Annotated in this window: 16 protein-coding genes; 15 read left to right on the forward strand and 1 reads right to left on the reverse strand. The window is 62.7% G+C overall.

Annotated features, from left to right (window positions below; translation table 11 throughout):
- The 15 genes from H7E91_RS07400 to H7E91_RS07470 all read left to right on the forward strand — a co-directional run bounded on the left by H7E91_RS07400 (position 1) and on the right by H7E91_RS07470 (position 11,297).
- Entirely contained in the window at positions 1-639 is a 639-nt protein-coding gene (locus H7E91_RS07400; protein WP_182354457.1) for an L-threonylcarbamoyladenylate synthase, read from the forward strand.
- A complete protein-coding gene (locus H7E91_RS07405) occupies positions 636-1,724 on the forward strand; it encodes an MraY family glycosyltransferase (RefSeq protein WP_182354458.1) in 1,089 nt (362 codons plus the stop codon). The genes H7E91_RS07400 and H7E91_RS07405 overlap by 4 nt, the downstream gene beginning before the upstream one ends.
- Positions 1,724-2,140 (forward strand): Cg1360 family ATP-synthase-associated protein, encoded by a 417-nt coding sequence (locus H7E91_RS07410; protein ID WP_182354459.1) that lies wholly within the window; start codon positions 1,724-1,726, stop codon positions 2,138-2,140. The genes H7E91_RS07405 and H7E91_RS07410 overlap by 1 nt, the downstream gene beginning before the upstream one ends.
- A gap of 62 nt (positions 2,141-2,202) precedes the next feature.
- Complete coding sequence (gene atpB / locus H7E91_RS07415) at positions 2,203-3,117, forward strand: F0F1 ATP synthase subunit A (protein ID WP_338401762.1); 915 nt, start codon at positions 2,203-2,205, stop codon at positions 3,115-3,117.
- Positions 3,118-3,154: 37 nt separating this feature from the next.
- Complete coding sequence (atpE, locus tag H7E91_RS07420) at positions 3,155-3,367, forward strand: ATP synthase F0 subunit C (RefSeq protein WP_126040186.1); 213 nt, start codon at positions 3,155-3,157, stop codon at positions 3,365-3,367.
- A gap of 2 nt (positions 3,368-3,369) precedes the next feature.
- Positions 3,370-3,918 carry a F0F1 ATP synthase subunit B gene (locus H7E91_RS07425; RefSeq protein ID WP_182354460.1) on the forward strand — a complete coding sequence of 183 codons (549 nt, stop codon included), beginning with the start codon at positions 3,370-3,372 and terminating at the stop codon, positions 3,916-3,918.
- On the forward strand, positions 3,918-4,724 hold the full coding sequence (locus H7E91_RS07430; RefSeq protein ID WP_182354461.1) for a F0F1 ATP synthase subunit delta: 807 nt from the start codon (positions 3,918-3,920) through the stop codon (positions 4,722-4,724). The genes H7E91_RS07425 and H7E91_RS07430 overlap by 1 nt, the downstream gene beginning before the upstream one ends.
- A 38-nt stretch (positions 4,725-4,762) precedes the next feature.
- A complete protein-coding gene (atpA, locus tag H7E91_RS07435) occupies positions 4,763-6,388 on the forward strand; it encodes a F0F1 ATP synthase subunit alpha (protein WP_182354462.1) in 1,626 nt (541 codons plus the stop codon).
- Positions 6,389-6,390: 2 nt separating this feature from the next.
- Positions 6,391-7,290 (forward strand): F0F1 ATP synthase subunit gamma, encoded by a 900-nt coding sequence (locus H7E91_RS07440; protein ID WP_182354463.1) that lies wholly within the window; start codon positions 6,391-6,393, stop codon positions 7,288-7,290.
- Positions 7,291-7,325: 35 nt separating this feature from the next.
- Complete coding sequence (gene atpD / locus H7E91_RS07445) at positions 7,326-8,789, forward strand: F0F1 ATP synthase subunit beta (RefSeq protein WP_182354464.1); 1,464 nt, start codon at positions 7,326-7,328, stop codon at positions 8,787-8,789.
- On the forward strand, positions 8,786-9,061 hold the full coding sequence (locus H7E91_RS07450) for a hypothetical protein (RefSeq protein WP_182354465.1): 276 nt from the start codon (positions 8,786-8,788) through the stop codon (positions 9,059-9,061). Before atpD ends, H7E91_RS07450 begins: the two co-directional genes overlap by 4 nt.
- A gap of 12 nt (positions 9,062-9,073) precedes the next feature.
- Positions 9,074-9,490 (forward strand): DUF2550 family protein, encoded by a 417-nt coding sequence (locus H7E91_RS07455; RefSeq protein WP_182354466.1) that lies wholly within the window; start codon positions 9,074-9,076, stop codon positions 9,488-9,490.
- A gap of 10 nt (positions 9,491-9,500) precedes the next feature.
- Positions 9,501-10,196 carry an endonuclease NucS gene (gene nucS / locus H7E91_RS07460; protein WP_182354467.1) on the forward strand — a complete coding sequence of 232 codons (696 nt, stop codon included), beginning with the start codon at positions 9,501-9,503 and terminating at the stop codon, positions 10,194-10,196.
- The gene (locus H7E91_RS07465) at positions 10,196-10,501 is read left to right on the forward strand and encodes a hypothetical protein (RefSeq protein ID WP_182354468.1); all 306 of its coding nucleotides are present in this window, start codon (positions 10,196-10,198) and stop codon (positions 10,499-10,501) included. The genes nucS and H7E91_RS07465 overlap by 1 nt, the downstream gene beginning before the upstream one ends.
- A gap of 13 nt (positions 10,502-10,514) precedes the next feature.
- Positions 10,515-11,297, forward strand: a complete 783-nt coding sequence (locus H7E91_RS07470) for an alpha/beta fold hydrolase (protein ID WP_182354469.1) — start codon at positions 10,515-10,517, stop codon at positions 11,295-11,297.
- Here the strand turns inward: H7E91_RS07470 and H7E91_RS07475 are convergent.
- A complete protein-coding gene (locus H7E91_RS07475; RefSeq protein WP_182354470.1) occupies positions 11,284-12,477 on the reverse strand; it encodes a coiled-coil domain-containing protein in 1,194 nt (397 codons plus the stop codon). The two genes, H7E91_RS07470 and H7E91_RS07475, sit on opposite strands and share 14 nt — an antisense overlap.
- Positions 12,478-12,486 lie beyond the last annotated feature (9 nt).

Raw genomic sequence — 12,486 nt, forward strand, 5'->3', positions numbered from 1 at the left:
GTGGATATCCGAGACTGCATAACAGACAGCGGGGCGCTCGATGCGGCCTCGGTCGCCATCTCGAACGGCCGACTCATCGTCCTTCCGACCGACACCGTCTACGGGATCGGAGCAGACTCCTTCAATCCCGCAGCGGTGGCAAACCTTCTCGCTGCGAAGGGCCGCGGCAGGCAGATGCCGCCGCCGGTGCTCGTTGGAACGAAGGAGACTGCAGAGGCACTCGCGGAGGAATTCCCCGACGCGGCACGCACCCTCATCGACACGTTCTGGCCGGGCGCCCTCACCATTATTGTCATGGCGCAGCCGTCACTCTCCTGGGACTTGGGGGAGACGGCAGGAACAGTCGCATTGCGAATGCCTGATTCGAAGCCCGCGCTTGATCTTCTCCAGCGCACCGGACCACTTGCGGTCTCGTCGGCGAACAAGACGGGACAGCCGGCAGCGCTCACGATCGATGAGGCGGCTGACATGCTCGGAGACGCGGTGTCGCTGTACCTCGACGCAGGCAAGGCGGGCGGTGGAGTGGCCTCGACAATCGTCGACCTTACCGCCACTCCGTACCGGATCGTCCGTCAGGGAGCCATCCCCCGGGAGGACATTGCGGCCGTCATCGATCTCGAGGATCCCGGCGAGCCGTGAGGGTCTATCTCCTCGTCATGCTGATCGCCGCGGCCGTCACCTACATCATGGTGCCTGTCGTCCGAAGGGTCGCATTGGCGACAGGAGCGATTACCCAGGTGAGAGACCGCGACGTGCACACGGTGCCGGTCCCGCGGCTGGGAGGGGTTGCCATGCTCATCGGGCTCGCCTCCTCCTTCGCGGTGGCAAGCCAGATCCCCTTCCTCGAACAGGAATTTGCGGCGGGCTCGCCAGCATGGGGGATCCTCATGGGCGCGTCTCTCATGTGCCTCATCGGCGTCATCGACGACGTGTGGGAGCTCGATTGGTATGCGAAGCTGGCGGGCGAGGTTCTCGCCGCCGGAGTCATGGCCTGGCAGGGAGTCCAATTCGTGTCCGTCCCTATCTGGGGCCTGACCGTCGGCTCGACCAGACTGACGCTATTCCTCACCATTGTTGTTGTCGTCATCGTCGCGAACGCCATTAATTTCGTCGACGGGCTCGACGGTCTCGCGGCAGGCGTCGTCGGCATCGCTGGTGCGGGCTTCTTTGTCTACACGTACATGCTGACGAGAGAGACGTCGCCCGGTGACTACTCATCCGTGGCCGTTATTGTCGTCGCAGCGCTGGTCGGCATATGTCTGGGCTTCCTCCCGCACAACTACAACCCCGCAACCATCTTCATGGGTGACTCGGGTGCCCTCATGCTCGGGCTCATTTGCGCGGCGGCTGGCATCGTCGTGACCGGGCAGATCGACCCCGGCATCACGACATCGCGCCAGATCCCGGCGTTCATGCCCATCCTTGTTCCCATCGGTATTCTCGTCATCCCCTTGCTCGACTTCGCGTTTGCGGTGCTCCGTCGCATGTCTAAGGGACTATCGCCGTTTGCGGCCGACTCCGGCCATCTGCACCACAGACTCCTGCGTGCCGGTAACTCTCACCGCGGCGCCGTTCAGGTCATTTATGCCTGGTCTGCTGTTTTTACTTTTGTCGCCGTCGGGCTCGCCGTTTTCCCACCGGCACCGGTCCTGGTTGCCGGGGTGGCCGGCACTCTCGCGGCTCTCATCTATACGAGATATGAGATGAGGGGGGTACCTCGATGATGAAAAAGAAGGAGAGGGAGCCCGGTCACGTCCCGAGCCTTGCGGAGACGTTCACGACCATCGCGAAACGGACCCTGGTCGGGTACGCCATCCTCGCCGCCGTCGGAGCCACCATTGCAACCTTTTCCGCTGGTCGCGGGGTCGTGTGGGGCTTCCTGCTCGGGGTCGGTATCGCGGGTGCAGCCATGGGTCTCACAGTGGTCGTGATGATGTTCACAGAGAAGCGCTCTGGTGTCAGCGACATGGCGGCGTTGCTCGGCAGCTATATCGTCAAAATGATCATCCTATTCGTCGCCTTTGTCGGACTCAGAAGATCGGACTTCTTTGACGGAACCGCGGTGTTGCTAGGATTTGTCGCTGCCATCATTGTGTCGCTGTCCGTCGACCTCTGGACAATCGCTCGTACGCGAGCATAGGACTGAGGTCCCGTAGCCGATGTGGATCTGCCAGCATTCTGTGGGCAAATAAGTTACGATAAGTGCCGTCCGCTTGGGCGAGACCGCTCTGTGCCGAGTATGGCTATCGCCCATCCACCACTCACGTTCTCCTGGGGGCCATTCTGTTCGCAAACGCCTCGTTTGAGCTTGCCGCCCAGTTCGGGCGCCTTGCCGCTGCCGCAGAGGAATCCGGCTTCCACGCGCCCACGTTGGACGAGTTCTTCCCGGAGCCCTACCTGTTCGAGGGAACGCCGTTCGCTATCAACCGGATCATCATGGCGCGGCTTATTGCGGTCGCTGTTCTCGCGACGATCGGTATCCTCTACGCCCGGCGCGCCAAGCTCGTCCCGGGCCGATCCCAGGCCGCCTTCGAGTTTGTTCTTGACTTCATCCGCCAGTCGATCGGCCACGAAGTCATTGGTGAAGAGAAGGCCGCTCGATATTTGCCCGCGCTCGCCACCCTCTTCCTCGGCGTCTTCTTCATGAACATCACGGGCATCGTCCCGGGGCTTCACATCGCCTCGACGTCGCTTGTTGGCATGCCGATCGTCTATGCGCTGTTCGCGTATGTCATGTTCATCGCCGCCGGCATTCGCATCCACGGCGTGGGCGGCTACTTCAAGAGCCAGCTCATGCCCGCAGGCGTCCCGTGGCCGATTTACATCCTTATGACGCCGATCGAGTTCCTGTCGAACTTCATCGTCCGTCCGGCCACGCTCGTCATCCGTCTGCTCGCCAACATGGTGGTGGGCCACCTTCTGCTCGTGCTGACCTTCGCAGCAACGCACGCGCTCTACTTCTCGGTGGGCGGCCTCGGCGGCCTCCTCGGCGGTACCGTCACCCTCGCCGCAGGCGTGGCAGTGGTCGTCTTCGAGATCCTCGTCGCGGGGCTGCAGGCCTACGTGTTTGCTCTTCTCGCAGCCGTCTACCTGGCGCTGTCCATCGAAGAGCACTGACCCGACCAACCACTCCAACAACAAAGGAAACATCACTATGGATTCTGTCGTCGGTAATATCGCGACCATCGGTTACGGCCTCGCCGCGACCGGGCCCGGTATCGGCATCGGTATGCTCGTCGCCAAGACGCAGGAGGCGTCCGCGAGGCAGCCGGAGATTAAGGCGTTCCTCCGCGTTAACATGTTCCTCGGTATGGCGTTCGTCGAGGCGCTCGGCCTGATCGGCTTCGCGGCTGGGTTCGTTTTCTGATCATGTCCATCAGCTCCGAGTGGTTCAACTGGGAACCCTCGCTGCTCGTTCCGGCCTTCTACGACCTGCTGTGGGGAACAGTCTCGTTCCTCATTGTCGCGTGGGTCATCTACAAGAAGGCATGGCCCACCTTCATCGCAACGCTCGACGAGCGTCGCGTGAAGATCGAAGATGGGCTGCTGGCAGCCGAACGGGCGCGAGAAGAAATTAAGGCAGAGCGCGAACAGCTTGCCGAAGAGATGACTGCGGCACGCAAGGACGCAGCTCGTATCCGTGAGGACGCGCAAGAAAGCGCGAAGGCGATTGTGTCGGATGCTCGCTCCAAGGCCAACGCCGAAGCTCAGCGAATCATCGATCAGGCACATCGCCAGATCGAAGCCGATCGTGACTCCGCGGAGGCAACCCTGCGCACCGAGGTGGGCACGCTCGCGACCGTCCTTGCCGGACGCATTGTCGAAGCCAACGTCGCCGACCGTGACATCTCCCGTCAGGTTGTCGACCGCTTCCTCGACGAGCTCGAAGCGACTACCCCCGCGAACACGGAGGCATGATGAGGCAGACAAGCGAACAGGCTCTCGAGCGGATGCTCCAGTCCTGGGAAGGGGTGGTTGCCAACCGCCCGTCCGAGGCGATCCGCTGGGCGGACGATCTTTTCGCTGTCGCCGATGTCCTCGATGGTTCGTCCACCCTGATCCGGGCGGCAACCGACCCGGCACGGTCAGCCGACGATCGTGCCGAAATCACGCGCAGTGTCTTCGACGGCAAGGTGTCCGGTGAGGTGCTCGACTTCGTCATTGGACTCGCGCGCGAGCGCTTTCCGGTTGCGGACGACCTGTCCGAGGCCATTGATCTCGCGGGCGTCCAGACCGTTCTCATGTCGGCGCAGTACCACGGCCGGCTCGACCAGGTCGAGGAAGAGCTTTACCGGGGCGCACGTGTCCTGGGTGATGAGCGCGCACTGCGCCGCACCCTCGAGGACCGTGGCGTCGACTCGTCGAGGCGTCGAGAACTCGCTGAGCGCGTGTTCGGTGGGTGGACAGCTGAGACGATTGCTCTTATCGGCCACGCCGTCGTATCCGACGTTGCTCTCATCCCGCAGATGAGGCGCTGGGTGACTGACGCGGGCAATCGAAGCAAGCATCTTGTTGCCATCGTGACAGTGGCACAGCCGCTCGAGGCGGACCAGGAGCGGCGGCTGACAGACATCCTCACGCGACGTTACGACAAGCCAGTCGAAATCCACGTGGGCGTTGACCCCGAGATCGTCGGCGGCCTGCGGATCGTCATCGGTGCGGACGTCATCGACGGTTCGCTCGCCTCCCGCATCAACAACGTGAAGTCCGTTTTCGCGGACTGACAGACTACAGCGGTAACCCGCAGAGAAAAGGAATATCAATGGCTGAGCTGACAATCCAGCCCGAGGACATCCGGGCAGCGCTCGACAGTTTCGTGAACTCGTACGAACCTGCAGCCGCGCTCACGGAAGAGGTCGGTCACGTCACCATGACGGCGGACGGGATTGCCCGCGTAGAAGGCCTTCCCGGCGCGATGGCGAATGAGCTGCTCCGCTTCGAAGATGGTACCGAGGGCCTGGCCATGAACCTTGAGGACCGAGAGATCGGTTGCGTCGTCCTCGGCGACTTCGCCGGTATCGAAGAAGGCCAGGAAGTCCGCCGCACGGGAGAGGTGCTCTCCGTTCCGGTTGGTGACGGCTACCTCGGACGCGTCGTTGACCCGCTCGGCCAGCCGATCGACGGCAAGGGCGAGATCACGGACATCGACGATCGGCGCGCACTCGAGCTTCAGGCTCCGGGCGTCATGATGAGGAAGTCGGTCCACGAGCCCCTCCAGACCGGCATCAAAGCAATCGACGCGATGATCCCGATCGGTCGCGGCCAGCGCCAGCTCATTATCGGTGACCGCCAGACCGGCAAGACCGCGCTCGCGATCGACACGATCCTCTCCCAGAAGGAGAACTGGGATACGGGCGACCCGAACAAGCAGGTCCGCTGCATCTACGTCGCCGTTGGACAGAAGGGCTCGACGATCGCATCGGTGCGCGGCACCCTCGAACGTGCAGGTGCTCTCGAGTACACGACAATTGTTGCCTCGCCCGCCTCGGACCCGGCCGGCTTCAAGTACCTCGCCCCCTACACGGGCTCCGCCATCGGCCAGCACTGGATGTATGGCGGCAAGCACGTCCTCATCATCTTCGACGACCTGTCGAAACAGGCCGAGGCCTACCGCTCCGTTTCCCTCCTGCTACGTCGCCCACCGGGCCGCGAAGCTTACCCGGGTGACGTGTTTTATCTGCACTCCCGGCTTCTCGAGCGTTGCGCGAAGCTCTCGGACGAGCTCGGTGCAGGGTCGATGACGGGCCTGCCGATCATCGAGACGAAGGCAAATGATGTGTCGGCATACATCCCGACCAACGTCATCTCGATCACGGACGGACAGATCTTCCTCCAGTCCGACCTGTTCAACGCCAACCAGCGTCCTGCGGTCGATGTCGGCATTTCCGTGTCCCGCGTCGGCGGTGATGCTCAGATTAAAGCCATGAAAAAGGTGTCGGGCACGCTGAAGATCACGCTCGCGCAGTACCGGGCACAGGAGGCGTTCGCGATGTTCGCTTCCGATCTCGATGCGACGACGAGACGTCAGCTCACCCGTGGCGAGCGGCTCATGGAGCTTCTCAAGCAGCCCCAGTACACGCCCTTCGCGGTCGAGGACCAGGTGGCGTCCGTGTGGGCTGGCACGAACGGTTATCTCGACATCATCCCGGTTGATCAGGTTCACGCCTTTGAGGCAGGCTTGCTCGACTACCTCCGGCACAACTCTGATGCGCTGACGAAGATTCGGGAGAGCGGCAAGCTCGAAGAGGACACGGAAGAAGAGCTCCGCCGGGGCGTTGAAGCCTTCCAGCAGGAGTTCATCGCCGCGAAGGACGTCGAGACGGAAGAGGTCCCCGAGGCTGAAGCTGAAGAAGAGACCGAGCGGATCGTCCGCTCGAAGAGGGGCTAACAGTGGCAGGTTCGCAGCGGGTATATAAGCAGAAGATCCGAGCGACAAAGACGCTCGAGAAGGTCTTCCACGCGATGGAGCTCATCGCCTCCTCGCGGATCGGCAGGGCGCGCGATCGCGCGCTCGGTCAGGATCCGTACACTCGCGCGCTCATCTCCTCGATCGCCACGGTCGCGGGGAGTGTCAACGACCTTCAGCACCCCCTCATCACGCCTCGGACTGACACGAACCGTGTCGCGATCCTTGTTGTGACATCGGATCGTGGCATGGCGGGGGCCTACTCGTCTTCCGTGTTGCGCGCGGCTGAGTCCCGGATCCAGCTGTTGCAGGATGAGGGAAAGGAACCCCTCCTGTACGTCTACGGCCGCCGCGGCGAGTCGTACTTCAAGTTCCGCAAGGTTCCGATGGAGCGCGTGTGGACCGGGTCGTCCGACAACCCGAGCCCCAAGGTGTCCCAGGAGATCGCAGAGGAGATGCTCAATCGCTTCCTCGCAGAGGAGGCGGATGGTGGCGTAGCCGAGCTCCATGTTGTCTTCACCCGATTCATCAACATGGTCCAGCAGAACGTTCAGGTGCGCCGCATGCTGCCGCTTGAGGTCGTCGACGCGGAAAACGGTGCGCCGACCGAAGAGGTCCCACTCTACGATTTCGAGCCCTCGCCCGAGGAAGTGTTTGACGCGATGCTGCCGATGTATGTCACGCAACGCATTCAAGCTGTCCTCCTCATGGCGGCTGCGTCCGAGCTTGCCGCACGCCAGCAGGCGATGCACGCGGCGACAGACAACGCGAATGAACTTATCGAGGACTACACAAGACTGGCCAACAACGCTCGTCAGGCCGAGATCACGACAGAAATCACTGAGCTCATCTCCGGCGCGGATGCGCTGGAGAACGCCAGTTAGAACCCCCGGCCACTGGCCAAGTGAAGGAAGAAAGAATGACTGCCACTACCGAGACCACGACGGAGCAGGCCTTTGGCCGGATCGTCCGTGTCATCGGCGCGATCGTCGACGTCGAATTCTCCGCAGACCAGCTGCCGCCCCTCAACAATGCGCTCACGACGACGCTTGACCTCGCTGCGCAGGGCGAGGGCGGCTCGACGACTACGCTGACACTCGAGGTTGCCCAGCACCTGGGTGACAACATCGTCCGGACGATCGCCCTCAAGCCGACGGACGGTCTTGTCCGAGGCTCGAAGGTCATCGACACCGGTGGTCCGATCTCGGTGCCAGTCGGTGATGTGACGCTCGGTCGCGTGTTCAACGTGACGGGCGACTGCCTCAACCTGGCCGAGGGCGAGACTCTCGAGATCAAAGAGCGCTGGCCGATTCACCGCAACCCCCCGCGCTTCGACGAACTCGAGGCGAAAACGGAGATGTTCGAGACTGGCATCAAGGTCATCGACCTCCTCACTCCCTACGTGCTCGGCGGCAAGATTGGCCTGTTTGGCGGCGCGGGTGTCGGTAAGACGGTCCTCATCCAGGAGATGATCCAGCGTGTGGCGCAGGACCACGGCGGTGTGTCAGTGTTTGCCGGCGTCGGCGAGCGCACCCGCGAGGGCAACGATCTCATCGTTGAGATGGAAGAGGCGGGCGTCTTTGATAAGACCGCGCTCGTGTTCGGCCAGATGGATGAGCCTCCAGGCACCCGTCTGCGCGTCGCACTGTCGGCTCTGACGATGGCGGAGTACTTCCGTGACGTCCAGAACCAGGAGGTGCTGCTCTTCATCGACAACATCTTCCGCTTCACCCAGGCAGGCTCCGAGGTGTCGACCCTGCTCGGTCGCATGCCGTCCGCCGTGGGTTACCAGCCGACCCTCGCGGACGAGATGGGCCAGCTGCAGGAGCGCATCACCTCCGTTCGCGGACATTCGATTACGTCCCTGCAGGCGATCTACGTGCCCGCCGATGACTACACGGACCCGGCGCCGGCAACGACGTTCGCGCACCTTGACGCGACGACAGAGCTCTCGCGTGACATCGCCTCTCGCGGACTCTATCCAGCCGTCGATCCGCTCGCGTCGACCTCCCGCATCCTCGACCCCCAGTACGTCGGTCAGGCACACTACGATGTCGCGACCCGTGTGAAGTCGATTCTGCAGAAGAATAAGGAACTGCAGGACATCATCGCGATCCTTGGCGTCGACGAACTTGGCGAAGAAGACAAGGTGACCGTTGCGCGCGCCCGCCGCATCGAGCAGTACCTGTCCCAGAACACGTACACGGCGCTCAAGTTCACGGGTGTCGAAGGCTCGACCGTTCCCGTTGACGAGACTGTTGAGGCGTTCCGTCGAATCACCGAAGGCGATTACGACCACGTCCCCGAGCAGGCGTTCTTCAACATTGGCGGCATTGAGGACCTCGAGCGTCGCGCTCAGGAGCTTGAGGACGAGAATCGATGAAGGTCGCAATCGTCGCCCGCAGCGGCGAGGAATGGCACGGGGAGTCCGACTCTGTCGTCATCCCGGCCTACGACGGCGAGCTCGGAATTCTTGACGGTCGGGAGCCGCTCCTTGCCGTACTCCGACCGGGCACTGTTCGAGTAGGATCGGGGGCAGAAGAGAAGACTTTCGATATCCCGCAGGGATTCGTAGTCGTCGACTCGAACGTCGTCACGATCGTCGTCGATGACTCGGCCGACGCCTACCTGAACCTTGAGGAGTTCGGCAACTAGGCAGGTGCACCCATGAACACCCCGGCAATTGTGAGCGGCGTCCTCATCGTCCTGCTCCTCATCGCCGGGGTTTTCATCCTCTGGGCAGTCCTCCGCACCCGTGCCCTCTACCGGCGAGTTGGTTCCTTCCCATGCGCGGTGAGCGTGCCCAATTCCGAAACATGGCGATCGGGAGTCGCGATCTTCGGAGCGGAATATATCACGTGGTTTCGGATAGCGTCGCTGTCCCGTAAGCCGGCCTACTCCTTCTCAAGGCACCGCCTGCGCGTCGTTGACTACCATCAGCGCGACGAGGTTGAGGGGACGATTGTCGTCCACCTCGAATGCAATGGCGAGGAACTCCTGTGGGCGATGTCGATGTCGTCAATGGCGGGGCTGGTCGGGTGGATGGACGGGGCCCGCCCCTCTGAGGAACCGACCGGTATGTAGACTTGGGGGCGTGCGTGTTGTCTTTGCCGAATGCTCCGTCGATTACTCGGGTCGCCTCGACGCCTACCTGCCGAAGGCACCCCGCCTCATCATGATGAAGGCGGACGGCTCCGTCCTTGTTCATTCCGACGGCGGCTCCTATAAGCCCCTCAACTGGATGAGCGCGCCGTGTACGTTCACGGAGGCAGAGGTCCAGCCCGACGAAGCAGAAGCTGGCGTCACGGCCGTGTGGCTTGTCGCCAATGCCAAAACAAACGATGCCCTCAACATTAAGATCTACGAGATCATCGACGAGATGGAGCAACCGCTCGGCCAGGATCCCGGGCTTGTGAAGGACGGTGTCGAGGCCCACCTGCAAGAGCTGCTCGCCGAGCAGGTCAACCTTCTGGGTCCCGGTTCGAGGCTCGTCCGGCGCGAGTTCCCCACCGCTATTGGCCCTGTTGATCTCATGGTCAAGGACGCCGATGGCCAGCACGTCGCTATTGAGGTTAAGCGCCGCGGCGAAATCGACGGTGTTGAGCAACTTTCCCGCTACCTCGAGCTCCTCAACCGGGACCCGCTACTTGCTCCTGTGACCGGAGTCTTCGCCGCCCAGGAGATCAAGCCGCAGGCGAGGGTGCTCGCCGAGGATCGTGGCATCCGCTGCCTCGTCCTTGATTATGGCGCGATGAAGGGCACCGACAACGTGGACGATCGGTTGTTCTGATGGGAAGAAAGTCGCGCAAGCGGCCCTATCACGCTGGTCATGTCCCGCTCAATATTGACCGAGTGACCGGGGGAGTGCGGCGAGAGACCGGCCCCGGTGGCCATGTCTTCAATGTCCGCCACATCCCCTCGGCGACAAAGGAGTACCGGTGTCCGGGCTGTCAGCAGATCATTCAGATCGGCGTCGCCCACGTCGTTGCCTGGACCGAGGAGACAATCTGGGGTGAGAAGGCTGGCCTTGAGAACCGCAGGCACTGGCACACCTCGTGCTGGCGAGCATGGGATACCAGGGGATACTCCTTCTAGCTAGAGTGGGTCTATGACCTACCTCTCATATCGCCAGACCGGCGAGGGGACTCCGCTTGTCCTCCTTCACGCCATGCCGCTTGACTCGACCATGTTCGACAATGTGCGACAGCATATCGATTCGGTCATGACCTTCGACGCGCCCGGCTTCGGCCAGTCGCCGCCCGCGCGAGAGGTCGATGACGCCCTCGGTGCTGCCATCCCCAGTCTCGATACATATGCACGTGCCGTCATTGCCGACCTCCGGTCGCTTGGCGTTGAGCAGTGTCAGCTGGGCGGCTTGTCCATGGGCGGCGCGGTCGCAATGTCCATATACCAGCAGGCCCCAGAGCTCGTCGCAGGGCTCGTCCTCATGGATACGAATATTGGGGCGGATACAGAGGAGGCGAGGCAGAAGCGCCTCGCCGCCGCCGAGAAGGCCGATCGTGGGGACGTGTCGACTGTTTTGCCGATGGCGGACGCAATGACGTCAGCCGTGACGAAGGAACGCAGGCCAGAGGTCTATGAGGACATCACGAGGCGGCTGAGAGAGGTCCGGCCGCCTTCACTCGCGTGGATTCAGCGCGCCATGGCGGCGCGGCCGGACCGGCGCCACCTCATCGATACCCTTGACGTTCCACTGCTGCTCATTCGTGGCGAGGACGACGCGTCCTGTACAGCGGACATGATGGACGACCTTGCGCAGCGGTATCCGGGCACGGCTGGCAGAGAGACAATCCGCGGTGCGGGACATTTCACGGCTCTGGAAAAGCCTGAGGAACTCGGGCGCCTCCTCGTCGAGTTCACCCGTCGGTGAGGTCCGTGAGGTGCTTCTGCTGATCGGAGGCGAGGAGCGCCCTCATATCGGTGAGATAGGACGTGAGTGAATCCCGCTGGGCAGTCAGTTGCTCGACACGCTCCTGAATCGACTCCTGCTCCGTGCGAGCCGATTCGCGAGCTTCTGTCAGGATCGCACCCGCCTGGGAGCGCGCATCGGCCAGGATCTCCTCCGCCTCAGAGGTGGCCTGCGCGACCCGCTGGGATGCATCCGACTGGGAGGTGGTGCGGAGCTTCTCGGCGCGGCTGACAGCCTCTGACAGGCGCCTCTCCGCATCGGCCGCCTTCGCTTCAGCCTCGGACACCATCTTCCCCACCAGCGTCCGCTGCTTCTCTTCATCGTCCGCACGCCGCGCAGCCGATTCCTTCGCTGCCGTCGCGAGACTCTCGCGATGAGAGGCGGTCTCCTCGGAGATCCGCTGATCGTGAGCGGCACGCTCGTCGGCGATGAGCTTCTCGTGAGCTGTACGCTCCTCCGTGATTCTCCGCTCGTGCGCGGAGCTCTCCTCGGCGATCCGAGCTCGGTGAGCGGAAAGCTCCTCGGCAAGGGCCCGTTCTTGGTCCGACCGGGTTCTTGCCAGCTCGTCCTCGGTTTCCGCTCGCAGGGTTCCCATCTCGGTCTCGACCCGGCTGCGTAACTCAGCTGTGTAGCTGTGCGCTTCGGTATTGAGTCGGTGCGCTTCGCGCTCAGCCGATGAGACGAGCTCCTCGGCTGTGATGCGGGCATTGTCGAGCTCCGCAGTGGCCGCAGCCGCTGCGGCTTTACGCTCATCTTCGGCATCGCGCCTGGCGTTAGCGAGAAGCTGAGCCGCTTGCCGCTCGGCGTTCTCGGTCATCGCGGCCGCTTGTGCGGCGGCACGGTTGAGCGTCTTCTCCGCATCGGCATTGGCGCGGGTGACGATATCGAGCGACTGTTCCTCGGTGGAACGGAGAAGGCGCTCGACCCGGGCTCCCAGTCCCGAATACGAGGGGCGATCATGTTCGGCCAGTTCCCGGCGCGCCTCGGCGAGCTGACCGGAGATGGTGAGCACCTCATCATCGAGCCGGGCGACTTGGCTCCGTGTCTCCTTGAGTGCCGCTGATAAAGAATGGATCTTCTGGTCGACCTGCGCGCGATCGTAGCCCCGCATGACGATCGGGAACTGCTGTGACTCCTCCATACCAATCCT

It is taken from the genome of Flaviflexus huanghaiensis, assembly GCF_014118685.1.
GTDB classification, from domain to species: Bacteria; Actinomycetota; Actinomycetes; order Actinomycetales; family Actinomycetaceae; genus Flaviflexus; species Flaviflexus huanghaiensis.

Coding starts and splice junctions, on each gene's coding strand:
- H7E91_RS07465 (WP_182354468.1), top strand. CDS start 10,196: ATGGGAAGAAAGTCGCGCAAGCGGCCCTATCACGCTGGTCATGTCCCG.
- H7E91_RS07425 (WP_182354460.1), top strand. CDS start 3,370: ATGTCCATCAGCTCCGAGTGGTTCAACTGGGAACCCTCGCTGCTCGTT.
- H7E91_RS07450 (WP_182354465.1), top strand. CDS start 8,786: ATGAAGGTCGCAATCGTCGCCCGCAGCGGCGAGGAATGGCACGGGGAG.
- H7E91_RS07475 (WP_182354470.1), bottom strand. CDS start 12,477: ATGGAGGAGTCACAGCAGTTCCCGATCGTCATGCGGGGCTACGATCGC.
- atpD (WP_182354464.1), top strand. CDS start 7,326: ATGACTGCCACTACCGAGACCACGACGGAGCAGGCCTTTGGCCGGATC.
- atpA (WP_182354462.1), top strand. CDS start 4,763: ATGGCTGAGCTGACAATCCAGCCCGAGGACATCCGGGCAGCGCTCGAC.
- H7E91_RS07470 (WP_182354469.1), top strand. CDS start 10,515: ATGACCTACCTCTCATATCGCCAGACCGGCGAGGGGACTCCGCTTGTC.
- atpE (WP_126040186.1), top strand. CDS start 3,155: ATGGATTCTGTCGTCGGTAATATCGCGACCATCGGTTACGGCCTCGCC.
- H7E91_RS07455 (WP_182354466.1), top strand. CDS start 9,074: ATGAACACCCCGGCAATTGTGAGCGGCGTCCTCATCGTCCTGCTCCTC.
- H7E91_RS07410 (WP_182354459.1), top strand. CDS start 1,724: ATGAAAAAGAAGGAGAGGGAGCCCGGTCACGTCCCGAGCCTTGCGGAG.
- H7E91_RS07430 (WP_182354461.1), top strand. CDS start 3,918: ATGAGGCAGACAAGCGAACAGGCTCTCGAGCGGATGCTCCAGTCCTGG.